General features: G+C 66.7%; 17 protein-coding genes and 3 pseudogenes. 11 read left to right on the top strand and 9 right to left on the bottom strand.

Going from position 1 to position 19,456, the window contains the following annotated elements; all coding sequences use genetic code 11:
- Positions 1–128: 128 nt before the first annotated feature.
- Genes M7H19_RS00305 through mptB form a run of 3 tightly spaced genes read right to left on the bottom strand, consistent with a single transcriptional unit; the run spans position 129 to position 3,505 of the window.
- A complete protein-coding gene (locus M7H19_RS00305) occupies positions 129–935 on the bottom strand; it encodes an ABC transporter permease (protein ID WP_298175619.1) in 807 nt (268 codons plus the stop codon).
- The gene (locus tag M7H19_RS00300; protein ID WP_298175617.1) at positions 932–1,858 is read right to left on the bottom strand and encodes an ABC transporter ATP-binding protein; all 927 of its coding nucleotides are present in this window, start codon (positions 1,856–1,858) and stop codon (positions 932–934) included. The genes M7H19_RS00305 and M7H19_RS00300 overlap by 4 nt, the downstream gene beginning before the upstream one ends.
- 24 nt (positions 1,859–1,882) lie before the next feature.
- Entirely contained in the window at positions 1,883–3,505 is a 1,623-nt protein-coding gene (gene mptB / locus M7H19_RS00295; protein WP_298175645.1) for a polyprenol phosphomannose-dependent alpha 1,6 mannosyltransferase MptB, read from the bottom strand.
- A 120-nt stretch (positions 3,506–3,625) separates the two neighbouring features.
- Between mptB and M7H19_RS00290 the strand changes: the two genes are divergently transcribed.
- From M7H19_RS00290 to M7H19_RS00260, 7 genes are read left to right on the top strand one after another with little or no spacing between them, the layout of a single operon-like run.
- Positions 3,626–4,435 (top strand): metalloregulator ArsR/SmtB family transcription factor, encoded by an 810-nt coding sequence (locus M7H19_RS00290; RefSeq protein ID WP_298175615.1) that lies wholly within the window; start codon positions 3,626–3,628, stop codon positions 4,433–4,435.
- A complete protein-coding gene (sufB, locus tag M7H19_RS00285) occupies positions 4,432–5,880 on the top strand; it encodes a Fe-S cluster assembly protein SufB (protein WP_298175613.1) in 1,449 nt (482 codons plus the stop codon). Before M7H19_RS00290 ends, sufB begins: the two co-directional genes overlap by 4 nt.
- A 1-nt stretch (position 5,881) precedes the next feature.
- Positions 5,882–7,057: a Fe-S cluster assembly protein SufD gene (gene sufD, locus M7H19_RS00280; protein ID WP_298175611.1), complete on the top strand. Its 1,176-nt coding sequence runs from the start codon at positions 5,882–5,884 to the stop codon at positions 7,055–7,057.
- A 43-nt stretch (positions 7,058–7,100) separates the two neighbouring features.
- The gene (gene sufC, locus M7H19_RS00275; protein ID WP_298175609.1) at positions 7,101–7,868 is read left to right on the top strand and encodes a Fe-S cluster assembly ATPase SufC; all 768 of its coding nucleotides are present in this window, start codon (positions 7,101–7,103) and stop codon (positions 7,866–7,868) included.
- Positions 7,869–7,906: 38 nt separating this feature from the next.
- Positions 7,907–9,196 (top strand): cysteine desulfurase, encoded by a 1,290-nt coding sequence (locus tag M7H19_RS00270; RefSeq protein WP_298175607.1) that lies wholly within the window; start codon positions 7,907–7,909, stop codon positions 9,194–9,196.
- A complete protein-coding gene (gene sufU / locus M7H19_RS00265) occupies positions 9,196–9,648 on the top strand; it encodes a Fe-S cluster assembly sulfur transfer protein SufU (RefSeq protein WP_298175605.1) in 453 nt (150 codons plus the stop codon). Before M7H19_RS00270 ends, sufU begins: the two co-directional genes overlap by 1 nt.
- Entirely contained in the window at positions 9,645–10,049 is a 405-nt protein-coding gene (locus M7H19_RS00260) for a metal-sulfur cluster assembly factor (RefSeq protein ID WP_298175603.1), read from the top strand. The genes sufU and M7H19_RS00260 overlap by 4 nt, the downstream gene beginning before the upstream one ends.
- A gap of 116 nt (positions 10,050–10,165) precedes the next feature.
- On the opposite strand, the gene M7H19_RS00255 is transcribed toward M7H19_RS00260, so the two are convergent.
- From M7H19_RS00255 to M7H19_RS00230, 6 genes and pseudogenes are all read right to left on the bottom strand, one after another.
- Positions 10,166–10,855, bottom strand: a complete 690-nt coding sequence (locus tag M7H19_RS00255; protein ID WP_298175643.1) for a serine hydrolase domain-containing protein — start codon at positions 10,853–10,855, stop codon at positions 10,166–10,168.
- Positions 10,801–11,268: a serine hydrolase domain-containing protein gene (locus M7H19_RS00250; protein WP_298175601.1), complete on the bottom strand. Its 468-nt coding sequence runs from the start codon at positions 11,266–11,268 to the stop codon at positions 10,801–10,803. Before M7H19_RS00250 ends, M7H19_RS00255 begins: the two co-directional genes overlap by 55 nt.
- A pseudogene (locus M7H19_RS00245) lies at positions 11,265–11,600 on the bottom strand (ABC transporter ATP-binding protein); the annotation flags it as partial. The pseudogene M7H19_RS00245 and the gene M7H19_RS00250, both read right to left, overlap by 4 nt.
- Positions 11,595–12,463, bottom strand: a pseudogene (locus M7H19_RS00240) (3-hydroxyacyl-CoA dehydrogenase NAD-binding domain-containing protein); the annotation flags it as partial. The pseudogenes M7H19_RS00240 and M7H19_RS00245, both read right to left, overlap by 6 nt.
- Positions 12,464–12,495: 32 nt before the next feature.
- Positions 12,496–13,384: pseudogene (locus M7H19_RS00235) on the bottom strand (3-keto-5-aminohexanoate cleavage protein).
- 2 nt (positions 13,385–13,386) lie between these two features.
- Positions 13,387–14,202: a TetR/AcrR family transcriptional regulator gene (locus M7H19_RS00230; protein ID WP_298175641.1), complete on the bottom strand. Its 816-nt coding sequence runs from the start codon at positions 14,200–14,202 to the stop codon at positions 13,387–13,389.
- A gap of 696 nt (positions 14,203–14,898) precedes the next feature.
- Here M7H19_RS00230 and dgt point away from each other — a divergent pair.
- The 4 genes from dgt to M7H19_RS00210 all read left to right on the top strand — a co-directional run.
- The gene (gene dgt / locus M7H19_RS00225; RefSeq protein ID WP_298175599.1) at positions 14,899–16,473 is read left to right on the top strand and encodes a dGTP triphosphohydrolase; all 1,575 of its coding nucleotides are present in this window, start codon (positions 14,899–14,901) and stop codon (positions 16,471–16,473) included.
- A 102-nt stretch (positions 16,474–16,575) separates the two neighbouring features.
- Positions 16,576–17,244: an acVLRF1 family peptidyl-tRNA hydrolase gene (locus M7H19_RS00220; protein WP_298175597.1), complete on the top strand. Its 669-nt coding sequence runs from the start codon at positions 16,576–16,578 to the stop codon at positions 17,242–17,244.
- Positions 17,245–17,385: 141 nt separating this feature from the next.
- Complete coding sequence (locus M7H19_RS00215) at positions 17,386–19,014, top strand: ABC-F family ATP-binding cassette domain-containing protein (protein WP_298175595.1); 1,629 nt, start codon at positions 17,386–17,388, stop codon at positions 19,012–19,014.
- Between the two features lie 331 nt (positions 19,015–19,345).
- Positions 19,346–19,456: helix-turn-helix domain-containing protein (locus M7H19_RS00210; protein ID WP_277068742.1), on the top strand; the 111-nt coding region annotated here is incomplete at its 3' end.

Here is a 19,456-nt window from a genome sequence, read left to right as displayed (position 1 = left end):
GAAGCGTGTCTTCTTGGGTGGTGGTGGGTGACGGGCGGGGGTAATAGCCGCGCGAAGCGTGTCTTCTTGGGTGGTGGTGGGTGACGGGCGGGAGAAGAGTCCCGACAGCCGCGTGGCGGGCTGGGTGCTTACGTCAGTTTGGTCGTGCGGGTGGCCAGTGCCGTGGCGGCGGCGGCCCACACGACGAGTACCGCCACCGGTGTCCACGTGAGCGTGCCGTGGGCCAATGCGTCGTTCAGCCCGTCGGCGAGTGCGGCCGAGGGCAGGTAGGAGACGAGGGCGCCGAGAAAACCTGGCAGCGTGTCCGGGGCGACCACGATGCCGCCCGCGAGCAGCAGCACGAACCACACGATGTTAGCCAGGGCGAGTACGGCTTCGGCTCGCAACGCGCCACCCAACAACACACCGAGCGCACCGAAACTGATCGTGCCCACCACGAGCAGTAGCACCGCCGCGCCGATTCCGGATGCGGTGGGTGACCAGCCGAGGGCGATCGCGATCGCGCCCAGCACGACGGCCTGTACGGTCACCACCGCCAGTGCGGCGACGAGTTTGCCGGCGACGAGCAGCCACCGGGGTAGGGCTGTGGCCGCGAGTCGTTTGAGTACTCCGTAGCGGCGGTCGAAGCCGAGTGCGATGGCTTGTCCGGTGAAGGCCGAGGACATCACGGCCAGGGCGAGGATTCGCGGTGCGACCCAGTCCACGCGGTGCTGGACATCGTCTGACACGGGCACGACGTCCAGCGTGCTCATTCCCACCAGCAGTGCCACCGGGATAAGCAGGGTGAGCAGGATCTGCTCACCGTGGCGCAGGGTGAGCCCGATCTCGGTACGGGCGTGGGTGAACAGCATTCGCCCGATGCGGCCGCGCCCGGGTGCGGGGGCGAAGGTGCCGGGGGCGAACCGTGGCTGGTCTGTGGCGCGAGTCGCGGTCACGCGCGTAGCTCCCGTCCGGTGAGTTCGAGGAAGACCTCCTCGAGGTCCCGTTTACCGACATGCAGTTCTTCCGCGAGCACGCCCTGTTGCGCGCACCACGACGTCACCGTGGAGATCACCTGCGGATCCACTGCACCGCACACACGATAGGCGCCGGGGGAGGATTCCTTGACGAGGTAGCCCTCGGGCAACGCGGCGGCGAGCAGGTCGGTGTCCAGACCCGGGCGCGCTCGGAATCGGAGTTGTGCGTCCTCGGCGTGCTCGGCTGTGAGGGCGTTCGGTGAGCCCGAGGCGATGACCCGGCCACCGTCGACGATCACCACCGTGTCGGCCAGTGTCTCGGCCTCCTCCATGAGGTGTGTGGTGAGCAGTACGCTCACGCCGTCGTCACGCAACGCGGTGAGCAGGTCCCACACCAGTCGGCGGGCCTGGGGGTCCATGCCGGCCGTCGGTTCGTCGAGGAACACCAGTTCCGGGCGTCCGACGAGCGCGCACGCCAGCGACAGTCGTTGCTGCTGGCCTCCGGACAGCCGCTTGAACGGGACGCGGCGTACTTCCGACAGGCCGAGCACATCGAGCAGCCACGACGTGTCCAACGGGTGGGCGGCGCACGAAGCCACGAGCCGGAGCATCTCCTCGGCACGCACGCCGGGGTAGGCGCCGCCGCCCTGGGGCATGACACCGATCTTCGGACGCAGCGTGGCTCCCTCGCGGGCGGGGTCGAGACCGAGTACCCGCACGGTGCCCTCGTCGGGACGCTGGAAACCTTCGCAGATCTCGACGGTGGTCGTCTTGCCCGCCCCGTTGGGGCCGAGCAGGGCGAGCACTGTGGCTCGGGGCATCGTCAGGTCGAGGCCGGAGACGGCCGTGACGGCGCCGAACCGTTTCACCAGCCCGGTGATTTCGACGGCCGTTGCGTTCACAACTGACAAGGGTAGACGCGCCGATCAGCGCTCGGCCTTCGGGCTTTCGGGGCGGCTCAGGAAGCCGGGAAGGCCGGGGAGGCTGGGGAGGCTGGGGAGGCGCAGCATCGGCGCGCGCCGCCAGGCGATCAGGAGGGCGAGCACGATGACGATCGCCGCCGCGACGTACGCCTGGTGGAGCGTGAAGGCCCTGCCGTCGAAAGGGCTGCCGGGGGGTGAGATGACCATGGCCAGCACGGCGCTCACCGCGGTGGCGACGTTGCGGAATCGGGAGGTGCCCGCCGCCGCGGCCAGTGGGATCACTGCCCACAGCAGCCACCACGGTTGCATCGACACGTGCAGCATCATGAACGCGCCGAGCGAGACACCCAGTCCGATGAGCGGCCGGTAGCGCCAGTGGAAGCTGTCCCATAGGAACTTGACGGTCACCGCGCCCGCGGCCGCGTAGCCGAGGACGGACAGGATGGCGATGATGGACCCAGTGTGGTTGCCGAGGCCGAGCACGACGCCGAACACGCCGCCGAGCTGACCGAGTTCGGCGGCGGGCGAGACCCAGCTCCACACCTTCGAAGGCGTGTCGAGCGCGCCGATCCACCCGAAACCGAGGCCGGTGACGAAGCCCACCGCGAGCATCACCGAGGCGAAGACGACGAGCATCAGTACGGCCGCTGCGGCGAGGTCGGCGATGCGGCCCTTCGCGCGTCGGGCGATCATCACGCCGAAGAACCCGAGCGCCACGATGGCGTGGATCTTCACCATCGCCGCGAGCGAGATCACGACCGCGCCGAGCACGATGAAGGTCAGTTCCCCTTTGACGCGGGGCGGGGGAGGCTCGCCTTTCACCCGCACGGCCAGCCTGCGCATGCCGAGTTCCAGTCCCGCGAGCATGAGCCCGATGGCGAGTGACTCGTTGTGGGCACCCGCCACGAGATGGAACAACACCAGGGGGTTGGCCGCGCCCAGCCAAAGGGCCGTGCCCGGTGCCACGCCGCAGCGGCGGGCGAGCCGGGGCAGTGCCCACACGATGAGACCGAATCCGACCAGCGCCACCAGCCGTTGCAGCAGCACGCCCACGGCCACGTTGGTGCCGGCGATACCGGTCAGCCAGCTCCCGATCTCCAGAAACAGCGGTCCGTACGGGGCGGGGGTGTCGCGCCACATGTTTGACACGCCGGAGGTGAACGGGTCGGCCACACCCAGAGCCTCGGCCGGCCCGAGTGAGTAAGGGTCGAATCCGCGCCGAACGATCTCGCTTTGGGCGAGGTAGCTGTAGACGTCTCGGGAGAACAGGGGCGGGATGACCATCAGCGGCAGCACCCACGGCAGGAGGGTGCGCAGCACCTGGCTCTGGGTGGCGATGCGGTCGCGGCCCGGTCTGGCGAATCGGCCCAGCCACAGCCACGCGATCACCATCATCCCCATGCCGGTGTACGCGATCGCCACCGAGACGGTGGGGATGCGGGTGAACAGTTGGAGCACCGGTATCTCCAGCACCGGGTTGAGAACCGGTGCCGCGCCGGCGCCGAGCGAACCGAACGCCAGGAGTAACGCTCCGACGATGCCGAAACGTTGCACGACCCCCAGCGCGCGGGTCTCATCGGCGTCGAGCGGTTCCGTCCGCCCCGGGGTGGCCGGTGAGCGCGTCATGATCCCGCCCTTGCCCAAAATCACGGTGGTGAGCGTATCGACTCCCCATGTCGCGTGAGTCGGGTCACTCGGTCATGGGTCGGCTTTGCTGCTTCCATGGAAATACGACACAATTATGTTGTGAAAAAGCAGGGGATGTTCGACCGACGTGGCGGTAAGTCGCCCGACGTGGCGGGTTCCCCTGTCCAGGTGACGGCCGAGGGCAGGACCCGGCACGAGATTGCCCGGCTCCTCCTGGAGCAGGGACCGCTGTCGGCCGTGGCCGTCGCCGAACAGTTGGGCATCAGTGCCACGGCAGTGCGTCGCCACCTCGACGTGCTGGTGGCAGACAACGAGGCACAGACGCGTCAGGCGCCCCGAAAAGGACGCCGGGGCCGCGGTAGACCCGCCAAGCTGTTCCTGCTCACCGAGCAGGGTAGGGCCCGGTTCGGGCACGCCTACGACGACCTTGCCGTCTCGGCCATTCGGTTCCTCGCCGAGCACGCCGGAGAGCAGGCCGTCAAGGCGTTCGCGCAGCGGCGGGTGTCGGCGCTCGTGGGGCCGTACCGGGAGGCCGTGACCCGACACACGGGCGCGGCGTCTCGGGCCGAGGCTCTCGCGAGCGCCCTCACCAGAGAGGGCTACGCTGCGTCGACTCGCACGGTGGGCACACCGGGAACGGCTTCGGCGCCGGGTGCGCAACTGTGTCAGCATCACTGTCCGGTCGCGCACGTGGCAGCTGAGTTCCCGCAGCTGTGCGAGGCGGAGACCGCGGCATTCGCCGAGCTGCTCGGTACACACGTGCAGCGGCTGGCGACGATCGCACGCGGCGACGCCGCGTGCACCACGCACGTACCCGCCGAGCCGGTGGGTAGCGAAGGGAGACGTCAGCACACGTTGCAGAACGTGGACGTTGACAGTGCAACCTCGAACGGAGGGACATCCGCATGACTGCCGCTGCCGAGCAGCGCAATCCCACCACCGAGCCGTTGAGCCAGGAAGAGACCATTGAGTCCCTGGGCAACTATGCGTTCGGCTGGGCCGACCCCGACCCCGCGGGGGCGAGCGCTCGTCGAGGACTGAACGAAGAGGTCGTCCGCGACATCTCCGACAAGAAGTCCGAACCGGACTGGATGCTCGAAACGCGCCTGAAGGCGCTCAAGCTGTTCGAGCGCAAGCCGATGCCGAACTGGGGCGCCGACCTCACGGGCATCGACTTCGACAAGATCAAGTACTTCGTGCGCTCCACCGAGAAGCAGGCCACGAGCTGGGACGAGCTTCCGCCGGACATCAAGAACACCTACGACAAGCTCGGCATCCCCGAGGCGGAGAAGCAGCGCCTCATCGCCGGTGTGGCCGCGCAGTACGAGTCCGAGGTCGTCTACCACCAGATCCGCGAGGACCTCGAGAAGCAGGGTGTCATCTTCCTGGACACCGACACCGGCCTCAAGGAGCACCCGGAGCTGTTCAAGGAGTACTTCGGCTCCGTCATCCCCGCGGGTGACAACAAGTTCTCCGCGCTGAACACGGCCGTGTGGTCCGGTGGGTCGTTCATCTACGTACCGCCGGGTGTGCACGTCGACATCCCGCTGCAGGCCTACTTCCGGATCAACACCGAGAACATGGGCCAGTTCGAGCGGACACTGATCATCGTCGACGAGGGTGCCTACGTGCACTACGTCGAGGGCTGCACCGCGCCGATCTACAAGTCGGACTCGCTGCACTCGGCCGTGGTCGAGATCATCGTGAAGAAGGGCGGCCGCTGCCGCTACACGACGATCCAGAACTGGTCGAACAACGTCTACAACCTGGTGACCAAGCGCGCCAAGGCCGAAGAGGGCGCCACCATGGAGTGGATCGACGGCAACATCGGCTCCAAGGTGACGATGAAGTACCCGTCGGTGTTCCTCATGGGCGAGCACGCCAAGGGCGAAGTGCTCTCGGTCGCGTTCGCCGGTGAGGGCCAGCACCAGGACGCGGGTGCGAAGATGGAGCACTTGGCGCCGAACACGTCGTCGACCATCGTGTCCAAGTCGGTCGCGCGCGGCGGTGGCCGTACCTCGTACCGCGGTCTGGTGCGGGTCGCCAAGCGGGCGCACAACTCCAAGTCCAACGTGGAGTGCGACGCGCTGCTGGTGGACACGATCTCGCGTTCGGACACCTACCCCTATGTGGACATCCGTAACGACGACGTGTCCATGGGCCACGAGGCCACGGTGTCCAAGGTCAGCGAGGACCAGCTCTTCTACCTGATGTCGCGAGGCCTCAGTGAGGAAGAGGCCATGGCCATGGTGGTGCGCGGCTTCGTCGAGCCCATCGCGCGGGAGCTGCCGATGGAATACGCGCTCGAACTGAACCGCCTGATCGAACTGCAGATGGAAGGAAGCGTCGGCTGAGATGACAGTGGCCGAGAACAATGCTGGCGCCACCGCGGCCGCAGCGGAAGCGGTGGTGCCGGCCCTGAGCCGTGGTGAACGGTTCACCTCTTACGACGTCCAGGCCTTCGAGGTCCCCAGCGGACGGGAAGAGAACTGGCGGTTCACCCCGCTCAAGCGGTTGCGCGGGCTGCACGACGGCACCGCGTCCGCCACGGGCGAAGCCAAGATCGATGCCGAGACCGCGCCCGAGGTCAAGGTGGAGACGGTCGGGCGGGACGACGCGCGACTCGGTGAGGCGGGTGTTCCCAGCGACCGGATCGCGGCGCAGGCGTACTCCTCGTTCGAGGCGGCGACCGTGGTGACCGTGCCCAAGAACACCAAGGCCTCCAAGCACTCGGTGGTGCGGGTGAACGGTCCCGGCGAGGGCAAGACGGCCTACGGGCACCTGCAGGTCCGGGCGGAGCCGTTCGCCGAAGCGGCGATCGTGCTCGACCACGTCGGTTCCGGCACCTACGCCGACAACGTCGAGTTCGTCATCGGTGACGGCGCACAGCTCACCGTGGTGAGCGTGCAGGACTGGGCGGACGACGCGGTACACGTCTCCGAACAGCACCTGCGTCTGGGCCGGGACGCGCGCCTCAAGCACATCGTCGTCACCCTCAGCGGTGGCCTGGTGCGAGTGAGCCCGACGGCCACTTTCGCTGGTCCCGGCGGGGACGTCGAGATGCTCGGGCTGTACTTCGCCGACGCGGGGCAGCACCAGGAACACCGCCTGTTCGTGGACCACGCGGTGCCCCACTGCTCGTCCAATGTGCTCTACAAGGGCGCGCTGCAGGGCGACGACGCGCGCACGGTCTGGATCGGTGACGTGCTGATCCGGGCGGCCGCGGAGGGCACCGAGACGTTCGAGCTCAACCGCAACCTGGTACTCACCGACGGGGCGCGCGCCGACTCGGTGCCGAACCTGGAGATCGAGACAGGTGAGATCGCCAAGGCGGGGCACGCCAGCACGACGGGAAGGTTCGACGACGAGCAGCTGTTCTACCTGCAGTCCCGGGGAATCGAGGAGGAGGAGGCGCGCAGGCTGGTCGTGCGCGGCTTCTTCTACGAGGTCCTCATGAAGATCGATATCCCCGAGATGCGTGAACGGCTCGAAGCCGCGATCGAGGACGAACTGCAGGCGATCGGCGCCTGACCTAACCGAAGCTTCCCGATACTGACGAAAGAAACGAAGAGGCATGGCAACACTGGAAATCAAGGATCTGCGCGCCGACGTCGTCACCGAGGAGGGCAACAAGGAGATCCTCACCGGCGTCAACCTGACGATCCGCTCGGGTGAGATCCACGCCCTCATGGGGCCGAACGGGTCCGGCAAGTCGACGTTGTCGTACGCCATCGCCGGTCACCCCAAGTACGAGGTGACCTCCGGCGAGGTTCTGCTGGACGGGGAGAACATCCTCGAACTGGGCGTGGACGAGCGCGCTCAGGCCGGGTTGTTCCTCGCGATGCAGTACCCGGTCGAGGTGCCCGGGGTGTCGATGTCGAACTTCCTGCGTTCGGCTGCCACGGCCGTGCGCGGTGAGGCGCCGAAGCTGCGGCACTGGGTCAAGGAAGTCAAGGACGAGATGGCCAAGCTCGACATCGCCCCGGAGTTCGCCGAGCGGAGCGTGAACGAGGGCTTCTCGGGCGGTGAGAAGAAGCGGCACGAGATCTTGCAGATGTCGCTGCTCAAGCCCAAGATCGCCGTCCTGGACGAAACCGACTCCGGCCTCGACGTCGACGCACTGCGAGTGGTGTCGCAGGCGGTCAACGACTACAAGGCCAACAACGAGGTCGGCATCATGCTGATCACGCACTACACGCGCATCCTCGAGCACATCCAGCCGGACTTCGTGCACGTCTTCGCCGGCGGCAAGATCGTCGAGTCCGGTGGCAAGGAGCTGGCCGAGGAGTTGGAGAAGAACGGCTACGTCAAGTACACCGAGAAGGCCGAGGCCGCGGTCTGACGAGGACAGGAAGGGAACGGTCGAAAGGAGTTGGCGCGATGACCACCATGGACTCGCGACCTTTGGATGTCACGGCGGTGCGCGCCGACTTCCCGATCCTGTCTCGCACCGTCCGCGACGGTAAACCTTTGGTGTATCTGGACTCCGGAGCCACCTCTCAGCGTCCTACCCCGGTGCTCGACGCCGAACGACGTTTCCTGGAGACATCCAACGCGGCCGTGCACCGGGGTGCGCACCAGCTCGCGGAAGAGGCGACCGACGCCTACGAGGAAGCACGAGCGAAGATCGCCTCTTTCGTGGGTGCCACGCCCGGTGAGGTGGTGTTCACCAAGAACGCCACCGAGGGCATCAATCTCGTCGCATACGCGATGAGTAACGCCGCCACGGCCGGGCCGGAGGCGGAACGGTTCTCGGTGGGTCCCGGCGACGAGATCGTCGTGACCGAGATGGAGCACCACGCCAACCTGGTGCCCTGGCAGCAGTTGTGTCAGCGCACAGGGGCGACACTGCGCTGGTTCGGGGTGACTCCCGACGGTCGTCTCGATCTGTCCGAGATGGACCAGCTCATCAACGAGCGCACCAAGGTCGTCGCATTCGCACACCAGTCCAATGTGCTCGGCACGGTGAACCCCGTGGAGACACTGGTGCGTCGGGCACGCGAGGTGGGTGCGCTGGTGGTGCTCGACGCCTGTCAGTCGGTGCCGCACTTCGCCGTGGACTTCGCCGAACTGGGCGTGGATTTCGCGGTGTTCTCTGGGCACAAGATGCTTGGTCCCTCGGGCATCGGTGTGCTCTACGGGCGTCGGGAGCTGCTGGAGGTCATGCCGCCGTTCCTCACCGGTGGCTCCATGATCGAGCTGGTGCGGATGGAGAGCTCGACGTTCGCGCCGCCACCGCAGCGGTTCGAGGCCGGTGTGCCGATGACCTCCCAGGCGGTGGGGCTCGGCGCGGCCGTGGACTACTTGAACGCGGTCGGCATGGACCGGGTCGCCGAGCACGAACATCTGCTCGCCGAGCGGACCTTGGACGGGCTGCGCTCCCTGCCGGGGGTGCGCATCGTCGGGCCGCAGAACACCGTCGACCGGGGTGCCACGGTGGCGTTCGTGGTCGACGGCATCCACCCGCACGACGTGGGTCAGGTGTTCGACAGTCTGGGGGTCGCCGTGCGCGTCGGCCACCATTGTGCGTGGCCGTTGCACCGGGCTTGTAGTATTCCCGCATCGGTACGGGCGTCGTTCTACCTGTACAACGAACTGTCTGAAGTGGATGCTCTTGTGAACGGTGTGCGTGAGGCTCAGCGGTTCTTCGGGGTCGGAGGAGCCGCCTGATGGATCTGGAATCCATGTACCAGGAAGTCATCCTGGACCACTACAAGAATCCGCACGCCCGTGGACTGCGGGAGCCGTACGACGCCGAGTCCTTCCAGGTGAACCCCACCTGTGGGGACGAGGTGACCCTGCGGGTCCGACTCGACGGCGACACCGTCGCCGACGTGTCATACGAAGGGCAAGGTTGTTCGATCAGCCAGGCGTCGACCTCGGTGTTGACGGATCTTGTGATCGGACGTTCGCTTAAGGAGGCACTGGCGAAGCTCGATGCGTTCACCGAGCTGATGCAGAGCCGCGGTGAGGCCGAGCCCGACGAGGACGTGCTGGAGGACGGTATCGCGTTCGTCGGCGTGGCGAAGTACCCCGCTCGAGTGAAATGCGCCTTGCTCGGCTGGATGGCTTTCAAGGACGCTGTGGGCAGGACGTCGACCAGTGAGGTGACATCACCATGACCGAAACCGAGATGCCCGAGCACCGTGAGGGACGTACGGCGGCGGACCTGCCGGAGCAGGCGCAGCCCGCCCCGAACGGTGACGTGGCCAAGATCGAGGACGTTGAGGAGGCCATGCGGGACGTCGTGGACCCCGAGCTCGGGGTCAACATCGTCGACCTCGGGCTCGTCTACGACATCCGCGTGGACGAGGAGAACACGGCCACCATCGACATGACGTTGACGTCGGCTGCGTGCCCGTTGACCGACGTCATCGAGGACCAGACGGCGTCGGTGCTGACCGGGGCGAACGGCGTGGTGAAGGATTACCGGATCAACTGGGTCTGGATGCCGCCGTGGGGCCCGGAGAAGATCACCGAAGAAGGCCGTGAGCAGCTGAGGGCGCTGGGCTTCACCGTCTGATCCTGCTCCGAACAACAAACACGCCGGTGGGGCTTCCCCACCGGCGTGTCCGCATTCTGCGTCACCGTGTCCGCATTCTGCGTACATGTGTTCGCAGTTCACGCGTACAGCGGCGGTCAGGATAGACGCGCCAGACAAGCATGCAGCGCGTCGAGGAGTCGGTTCGCGCGGTCGTCCGTGTCCTCGGGCCGCAGTTCGGCGGGCAGGAACGAAAAGCCCACCTCGGCCTCCGGCCAGGCGCCGTGCCGTCCTCTGCACGCCCCGGAATGCCCGAAGGTGACCTGTGCGGGGCCATACGTCCCGATCGGGTCGGGCAGCTCGAAGCCGAGCCCGAAGTGCACGGGTCGATCGTTGATGGCGTCGATGCCCTCGGCCCACGTGCGTGTGGCGCGTCGCAGTGCCGAGCGCGGCATCAGTGAGCCTCCGGCGAGCAGGTCGTAGAACGTGGCCATGGCACGCGCCGATCCCACGCCACTTCCGGCCGCGAGCTCCGCACGCCGATACCGCTCAGAGTTGATCACCTCGTCCGAGCCCAGCAGCGCACCGTACATCCGGTCGACGATCTTTCGACGTTCCTCGTCCTGTAGGAACGTGCTGATGCGGTAGTCGGGTGCACGCACCAGGCGTGCGACGCGGGGATCGACCTCGGGCGGTGTGCCAAGATACAGGTCGAGCCCGTGTGGCTGGGCGAACGACTCACGCAGGTGGGTAGCGACCGAGTAGCCGGTGGCGCGGCGGACGAGTGCTTCGACTAGGTAGCCGTAGGTGAGCGCGTGATAGGCGACGCGGGTTCCGGGTGTCCACAGTGGTTCCTGATTCGCCAGGATTTCTTTCGCTGCTTCGGGTCCATGAAGTTGTGTTCAGCGTCCACATAGGGCAGTCCTGCTGTGTGTGACAGGACGTGTGACACGCGTATGTCGGCACGGCGGAACTCTGGCCAGTATTTCTGCACTGGAGTATCGGTGTCCAATTCGGACGCACACTCGGCCGCGACCGCGGCGGTGAGTTCCTTGGTCCCGGAGAACAGCACACAGACCGTGTTCGACGACCACGGCCGCCCGGAAGTGGGATCGGCGAGTCTGCCCCACAGATCCACCACCGTCTCGCCACGTCGCACCACCGCGAAGGCGGCCCCCGCCCGGATGTCGGCGACGATGTCGTCGAAGACGTCGCGGACCTCCTCGAATCCTCGACGAACCGTTCCGCGACTCGTGTTCATGACGTCATCCTCGGTGTGTTGGCGAGCAGATCGCGGGTGTACGAGTGTTGGGCAGTGGTGAGGACCTCCTTGACCGTTCCGGCCTCCACGATGTGTCCGTCTCGGAGCACCGCGATGTGGTCGGCGATGTGTCGGGCGAGAGCGATGTTGTGGGTGACGAACAACATCGCCGTGCCCAGTTCTTCGCGCAGCGAGCGCAGCAGATCGATGATCGACGCCTGCACCGACACGTCGAGGGCGGAGGTCACCTCGTCGCACAGCAGGACATCCGGTGTGGTGACCAGTGCGCGAGCGGTGGCGGCGCGTTGCCGTTCCCCGCCGCTGAGCTGGTCGCGCTCGGCCGCCAGGTCGGCGAAAGTCCGTCCGGCCGCTTCGGACTCGCAGCCGGCCACCATGTCGTCGCGCAGTCGCTGGGTCAGCTCCGGTGCGTCGAGTCGGGTCCAGGGTTCCTTCAACGAGGGCCCGAAGTGGTCGAGCATGTGTGCCATGCCGCCCTCACCGCCCGCGAGGTGGAACGTCAGACAGGGCCCTTGCACCGGCCAGCGCAAGCCCGGACCGTCGGTGATCGCGGTGTCGATCTGCTCGGGCGTCGCCTCGCCGCTCGCCACCATGTGCAGGCCTCCCGCCACAACGCCTCCTGAAGGCGGTTGGCGATGAACCCGGTCAGCTCGCGGTCCATGGTGATGACCGACTTGCCAACGTGCCGGTAGAAGTCGCTCGCCCAGTCGACCGCCCAGTGTTCGGTCCGCTCACCGCCGACGACCTCCACTAACGGGATGAGGTACGGCGGGTTGAACGGGTGACCCACGACGAGTCGTTCGGGTGTGGCCGCGTCGACCTGCATGTCCGTCATGGCGAACCCCGAGGTCGACGATGCGATCACCACGCCGGGCGCGGTGACGGCGTCGATGTCGGCGAGCAGCCGCTGCTTCACCGGTAAGGACTCCGGGGCGCTTTCCTGGACGAACCCGGCTCCGTCCACAGCGTCGGCCAGGGTCGGGACCACGGTGAGGTTGTCCGAAGAGGCGCCGTCCGCCAACCCCAGTTCCGTCAACGCGGGCCACGCGGACTCCACCAGCCGGGACAGCCGCTCGGCCGCCCCGTCACCCGGGTCCCAGGCCTGCATGGTGTAGCCGCGTGCGAGGAAGTGCGCGGCCCAGCCACCGCCGATGACACCGGCGCCGATGCACGCGATCGTCGTGACCTTCTCCGGGGACGTCGCGGCGCTTACCGAGTCGCCGCCTTCAACCCGAGGATGCGACGGGCCGCGTCCGGACCGGCCACCGTCGCACCGAGGTCCTCGACGATGCGCACCTCGCGCTCCACCAGCTGGCCGTTCGTGGCCTTGACTCCCTTGGACAGGTAGAGGTTGTCCTCCAGACCCACGCGGACGTGCCCGCCGCGCAACACGGACTCGGCCACCCACGGCAGCTGGTGACGTCCGATGGCGAAAGACGCCCACTGTGCACCGTCGGGCAGCATGTCGACCATCACCTGGAGCAGCTTCGGGTTCGGGGAGCGCCGTACGGGATGCCCATGCACAGCTGGAACAACGGCGGCGCGTCGATCAGCCCTTCTTCGACGAGCTTGGTGGCGAACCAGAGGTTTCCGGTGTCGAAGATCTCCAGCTTCGGTTTCACGCCGAGCTCCTGGACGCGTCGTGCCCCGATCCGAAGCATGTCCGGGGTCGAGACGTAGAGCTGGTGTCCCTCGCCGAAGTTGAGTGGGCCGCAGTCGAGTGTGCAGATGTCGGGGAGTAATTCCTCGACGTGGGGCAGCCGGTCCCGGGCGTTCACCAGGTCGGTGCCGTCGACGGGCTTGAGCGGGTCCTCCTCGTCGAGCACGAGGTCACCGCCCATCCCGGCGGTGAGGTTGAGTACGACGTCCACTCCGGACTCGCGAACGCGGCGCACACTTCCCGGTACAGCGCGACGTCCCGGGAACCCTGTCCCGTCTCGACGTCGCGGACGTGGACGTGCACCACGGCCGCTCCGGCGTTCGCTGCTTCGATCGCTGAGGCGGCGATCTGCTCCGGGGTCACGGGCACGTGCTCGCTCTTACCCACCGTGTCACCCGCGCCGGTCAGCGCACAGGTGATGATCACTTCGTTGTTCATGGTCACCCTTCGACGATGTTGCGTTCGATGAAGTCGTTGAGGTGTGCTCGCATGTGGTCCACCGAACAGCCTCGTTTCCCGGTCAGTACCTGGATTCCGAGCCCGTCGATGAGTGCGCTCAACCTCGTGGCGAGTTCGTCGGCGTCCTGTTTACGAAACACTCCCTGGTTCTGTCCGGTTCGGATGGTCATGGCGATGGTCTGGTACCAGCGGTCGTAGGCGTCGTTGTACAGCTCGCGGATCGCGGGGTTGAGCGTGCTCTCCGTCCACACCTGAAGCCACACCGACCACTCGTCGCTGAGCAGGCCGGTGGTGGGAAGTTGCAGTTCGACGAGCCGCACGAGCCGTTCCCGCGCGTCGTCGATGGTGTGCAGCTCGGCGACCTGGCGGTCGAAGGCCAGCTTGGCGTTACTTCGCAACGCCTCCAGCAGAACGTCGTTCTTGCTGGGGAAGTAGTAGTGGATGGCCGCGTTGCTGGTACCGAGCTCACGGGCGATGTCGGAGATGCGGACGTGGTGGTAACCGCGGCGGGCGATGAGGCGCCACGCAGTCTCCAAGATGCGCCTGCGAGTCTCCGACTGGGGTTCTCCGACCGGCGCGCTGCGGGAACGCGCTGTCGGAGCCGGAACGGCGGCGACGGTCCTGGCGTCGTCCCGTCCGTTGAGTAGCCAGTTCACCGTCACGCCGGAGTGCTCCGCGATGCGGACGAGTTCGTACGGCGAGAACCGGCGGGTGCCACTGAGCGATTTGGACAGTTTGGACTCATCCAGACCGATCGCGGCGGCGAACTCACGTTGTGCGCCCGGTCGCGAATGAATGAGACTGCGGACCCGTCGGCGTAGTTTGTCGCTCTCACTTACGCGGAACGACCGTAGTGTCGTCTTGCGATTATCGCAACAATCTTTTTCAGGAAGAAGGATTTCGTTGCTGTGCAAGGCAATTGCGATGTGGGTGGTCGGTCATTCAGTCAGTACATGGAGTGGATCGGGTTATGGAGCAGCTCTGGCCGGCTGCCTGCGACACGGTGGCTGGTCGGGTGGTCGATCGACTCACGTTCTGTCGACAGTGGGTGTACCGCATCCTCGGCGGTCCGTCGTGCGTGCCGTTCGCGCTGTTCGGAAGCGATGTTCCCTCGTCCTCTGTCCTGCTGATGACCGTCACTTCGTACGGTCGGTATTGACCGGTGGTGAGCGCGGCCGCGGTGCGTTTTCCGCCATTGGCGGGGAGCCGCTCGGTGGCCGGTGTCGGACGCGGGGTTCGGCGCAAACGGGCAGCTGCTCGGGGCTCGTGTGGCCGGTGGTGATGTTCGCCTCACCCGTCTTCCTCGGTGAGGCGCCGAGCGTGCTGAGACGCGCGTTGATCGGTGGTCGGGAGCCGTACGACGGTCACATGATTCGCACAGGACTCGGCGGGACCGGCGTTCGGCTTCGTGCCGCCCAAGGGTGACCGACCGTGATGCTTCGTGACCGTGTGATGTGGTCCCGATGGAGTGGTGACTCACGTACCGTGTGGGCATGGTGAGCGTGGAGAGCCGACCCGACCCCCGCGCCAGGCGTCGGGACGCCGCGGCGGAGACAGGTGGGTTCGCGGAGTTGGCGGCCAGCCCGTTCCGCGCCGACCGCGACCGGTTGGTGGCCTCGCCGTTCTTCGCTCGGCTGGCCGGGGTGACGCAGGTGGTCAGCGCGGGCGGTTCCGCGCTCCTGCACAACCGTCTGACCCACAGTCTCAAGGTCGCCCAGGTGGCGAGGGTGATCGCCGAACGCATCTCGTCCGCCGAGGACTCCGCCGCGCTCGTCGCCGAGCTCGGTGGCTGCGAACCGGATGTCGCGGAAGCCGCGGCACTCGGTCACGACCTCGGGCACCCACCGTTCGGCCACCTCGGGGAACAGGTGCTCGATCGCATCGCTCGCCACCGCTACGGCTTGGCCGACGGGTTCGAGGGCAACGCCCAGACGTTCCGGATCGTCACGACCACCGAGGTGGGCGGTCCGGTGCCACGCGGTCTGAACCTCACGGCCGCCACCCGGGCCTCGCTGTTGAAGTACCCCTGGGCCCGCCTGCACTGCCCGCGCCCCCATCCTTCCGAACTGCCCGTTCCCCCACGCGGTGCCGCAGAACCGCCGCAGGCACCCGGCTCGGGATCGGCGAAGTTCTCCGCCTACTCCACCGAGCTGGCCGAACTGGAGGCCTGCCGGGCACCCTTCGCCGACAAGATCGACTATTGGCAGCAGACGGTGGAGGCGTCGGTGATGGACCTCGCCGACGACATCGCCTACGCCATCCACGACCTGCAGGACTTCCATCGCATCGGCGTACTCCAACACGCGGAGGTGGCGACGGAGCTGGGCCACTGGCTCTCGCGCAGGGCCGAACTGGCCGCGCTGCCCGAGGCCGAGCTCGTCGACCAGCACCGCAGGCCGGGCCGTTCGTTGGAGAGCTTGCGTCGGCACCTGCACACGAAGGACTCCTGGATCACCGATTCGGACGCGTTCGCCGAGGCGGTCGCCCGGGTGCGGGCCCAGCTCGTGGACGAGCTGCTGGGCATTCCCTTCGACGGTTCGGTGGAGGCCGAACAGGCCACGGCCAGGTTCTCGGCGGGCTGGACCGCGCGGCTGGTGGACGGTGTGGTCGTCACCCCGTCGCCCTCTCCGCGCACTGGTCACGTCACGCTCCAGCCCGCGCAGTGGCACGAGGTGCAGGTGCTGAAGTTCGTGCACAAGCGTTTCGTGTTGCAGCGACCGGATCTTGCGCTACACCAACGCGGGCAGGCGAGCCTCATCGTGACGCTCGTGGATGCCTTGGACGCGTGGTTGACCGACCGGGAAGAGGTGTCCCGGTTGCCGCGCAGACTCCACGACCTCGTCGAGCTCGCGCAGGAGGAGTACTCCGAACTCGCCGAGCACGCACCGGAGCTGCTGGTCGGCGCCACCGGGGAACCGGTGAGGGGAGCCGACGCCGTGCGGTCGCTGGCCCGGGGCAGGGCGGTGATCGACTTCGTGGCCTCGCTCACCGACCGGCAGGCCGCGGCCATGCTGGACGCCATCTCCGGCCGCTCAGCTCAGCCGTGGTCGGAACCCTCGGTGCTCTGACCACGGCTGTGTACTCCGGCTGTACTCGGCTTCACTTGGCTTCGTTCTTCGGGTGGGCAGCGTAATCTCGGCGCATAAAGGCGCGGAACGATCGGAGTGTGGATGGCGCGTAAGCGGCAGGCACCGGGTGGCGGAACGGCCGTCGAGGTGGAACCCGAGCGGCTGGAGCGGTGGTTCGACCGCTTCGCCGATCGCAACGACGGTGTGGAGCACACGGACCTGTCTCCTCGACAGGTCCGGGTCCGCGGCGGCAACGGGGTCGTTGCCACGGTCACGGTGCCGTTCGAGCCGCTGCCCGTCGAACCGGACACCAGACACGACGGGCTGGCTGTGGACGTGCTGGTCGAGCACGTGTGCAAACCTCGCCGCATCGGCCTGTTGCTGGTGCGTCTCGGAGCGCACAGCGTGGGAGTGGCCGAGGAAGGACGCGTCGTCGCATCCCGCACCGACCGTCACCTGGTGCACGGTCGTAGTGCGGCAGGCGGATGGTCGCAGCAGCGTTTCGCGCGACGTCGCAGCGGACAGGCGCGGCAGGCGTTGCGTGCCGCCGCGGACGATGCCGTCGACGTGCTGGGCGGTCGTGTCGCGGAGCTCGATGCCGTCGTGCTCGGGGGCGACCGCAGAGCACTCGACGAGCTGCGTCAGGACCATCGGCTGGGGGATCTGTTCGCCAAGGCGGAACCGCGTGTACTCGACGTGGCCGAGCCACGCCGTTCCGTGTTGGACGAGGCCGCTGAAAGGGTCCGTTTTGTCGAGGTCGTGATTCGGTGAGCGGGCCCACCATCGACGAAAGTGACTGGACACCGGACCCTACACTGGGTGGCGTGGTCGTACGACTGGAGTAGGCGCGCCTGGCGCTGTCGTGTGTAACCGCTTCCCGACCACTATGTCCACACACCACGGAGTTTCTCAGTGATCACGGCCACCGGGCTCGAATTGCGTGCTGGTTCGCGCATCCTGCTGTCCGACACCACGTTGCGAGTCCAACCCGGCGACCGTATCGGTCTCGTCGGACGCAACGGTGCGGGTAAGACGACTACGCTGCGGGTGCTCGCGGGTGAGGGCGACCCGTACGCGGGCGAGGTGAGTCACACCGCCGAAATCGGCTACCTACCCCAGGACCCGAGGGAGGGTGACCTGTCGGTCACCGCCAAAGACCGGGTGCTGTCGGCACGCGGCCTCGACGTGTTGCTGCGCGACATGGAGAAGGCACAGAGCGAGATGGCCGAGCTGGTGGACGACTCCCAACGGGACAAGGCCGTGCGCCGCTACGGGCGTCTTGAGGAACGTTTCGCGGCTCTCGGTGGGTACGCGGCCGAAAGTGAGGCCGCTCGCATCTGCGCCAACCTGGGGCTGGAGGACCGTGTCCTGCCGCAGCCGCTGCGGACGCTGTCCGGCGGTCAGCGGCGCCGCGTGGAGCTGGCGCGCATCCTGTTCGCCGCCTCGGAGGCAGGCGCCGGGGGAAGGTCGGGGACCATCCTGCTGCTCGACGAACCCACCAACCACCTCGACGCCGACTCCATCACGTGGCTGCGGGGTTTCCTCAAAGCCCACACCGGGGGACTCGTCGTCATCAGTCACGACGTCGATCTGCTCGACGACGTGGTCAACAAGGTGTGGTTCCTCGATGCCACGCGTGGCGAACTCGACAGCTACAACATGAATTGGAAGCGCTACCTCGACGCGCGTGCCACCGACGAGAAGCGACGCAGGCGCGAGCGCGCCAACGCCGAGAAGAAAGCTGCCGCGCTGCAACAGCAAGCGGCCAAATTGGGCGCGAAGGCGACCAAGGCCGTCGCCGCGAAGAACATGGCGCGCAGGGCCGAGCAGATGCTGGCCAACCTCGACGAGGAGCGGCAGGCTGACAAGGTCGCGCACATCCGGTTCCCCGCGCCCGCGCCCTGCGGCCGTACACCGCTGACGGCGGAGAACCTGTCCAAGTCGTACGGGTCTTTGGAGATCTTCACCGGGGTGGACCTCGCCGTGGACCGTGGTTCGCGGGTCGTCGTGCTCGGGCTCAACGGTGCGGGCAAGACCACACTGCTCCGACTGCTGGCGGGACTGGAGGTGCCGGACACGGGACAGGTGGTGCCGGGACACGGACTGCGACTGGGTTATTACGCCCAGGAACACGAGACCCTGGACCATGAGGCGACCGTGTGGGAGAACATCCGGCACCTTGCTCCGGACACCGGCGCTCAGGAGTTGCGGAACCTGCTCGGCTCGTTCTTGTTTAGTGGTGAGCAGCTCGACCAACCCGCGAAAACACTTTCGGGTGGAGAGAAGACCCGACTCGCGTTGGCGGCTCTCGTCTCGAGCGCGGCGAATGTGTTGTTGTTGGACGAACCGACGAACAACCTCGATCCGGCGAGTCGTGAGCAGGTGTTGGACGCATTGCGTCGATACGAAGGCGCTGTGGTTCTTGTGACTCACGATCCCGGAGCGGTCGAAGCACTCCAACCCGAACGGGTGATCTTGCTGCCGGACGGTACAGAAGATCTGTGGTCCGACGATTATCAAGAACTGGTGGAACTCGCCTGACCGGGTGTTGTTGTCAAATATCCACTGTTGAACGTCACGTCATGTTGACGATCTCGGGCCGGTGTGCTCAAGCAGTGATCAATTAGTCACGAATGTCTGTCTGACCAGGCCTGTTGATGCCCGGAACGCGATAGTGTGCTGCAGCACTCTTTTGGGTGGAGTGTGATGTGCGGCCGACCGAGACAACCGTGGCCGCGATGACGCGTTCCGTCATTGTTCTCTCTACAGCAAGTACCGTATCGGACGTTTTCGGTGCCATTCGAGCATGTTTTTTCGCTGTCGTCTGGCATTCCGCGGCTTCGTGTTCGATCATTGCCACGGCAGGGGCTGAATGTGGCCCGAAACATCAACGGGCGGAAGGTGGATTGACGTGGCAGACCTGAAGAAGGGTGCGCGCATCACCGGAAACACGCGCGAGAAGCTGGCCGCTGACCTGAAGAAG

The sequence above is a fragment of the Saccharomonospora sp. genome, assembly GCF_027317685.1.
Classification (GTDB): Bacteria; Actinomycetota; Actinomycetes; order Mycobacteriales; family Pseudonocardiaceae; genus Saccharomonospora.
This window is presented reverse-complemented; position numbering and strand designations above follow the sequence as displayed.

Coding starts and splice junctions, on each gene's coding strand:
- mptB (WP_298175645.1), bottom strand. CDS start 3,505: ATGACGCGCTCACCGGCCACCCCGGGGCGGACGGAACCGCTCGACGCC.
- sufB (WP_298175613.1), top strand. CDS start 4,432: ATGACTGCCGCTGCCGAGCAGCGCAATCCCACCACCGAGCCGTTGAGC.
- sufD (WP_298175611.1), top strand. CDS start 5,882: ATGACAGTGGCCGAGAACAATGCTGGCGCCACCGCGGCCGCAGCGGAA.
- sufC (WP_298175609.1), top strand. CDS start 7,101: ATGGCAACACTGGAAATCAAGGATCTGCGCGCCGACGTCGTCACCGAG.
- M7H19_RS00270 (WP_298175607.1), top strand. CDS start 7,907: ATGACCACCATGGACTCGCGACCTTTGGATGTCACGGCGGTGCGCGCC.
- sufU (WP_298175605.1), top strand. CDS start 9,196: ATGGATCTGGAATCCATGTACCAGGAAGTCATCCTGGACCACTACAAG.
- M7H19_RS00260 (WP_298175603.1), top strand. CDS start 9,645: ATGACCGAAACCGAGATGCCCGAGCACCGTGAGGGACGTACGGCGGCG.
- M7H19_RS00250 (WP_298175601.1), bottom strand. CDS start 11,268: ATGAACACGAGTCGCGGAACGGTTCGTCGAGGATTCGAGGAGGTCCGC.
- dgt (WP_298175599.1), top strand. CDS start 14,899: ATGGTGAGCGTGGAGAGCCGACCCGACCCCCGCGCCAGGCGTCGGGAC.
- M7H19_RS00220 (WP_298175597.1), top strand. CDS start 16,576: ATGGCGCGTAAGCGGCAGGCACCGGGTGGCGGAACGGCCGTCGAGGTG.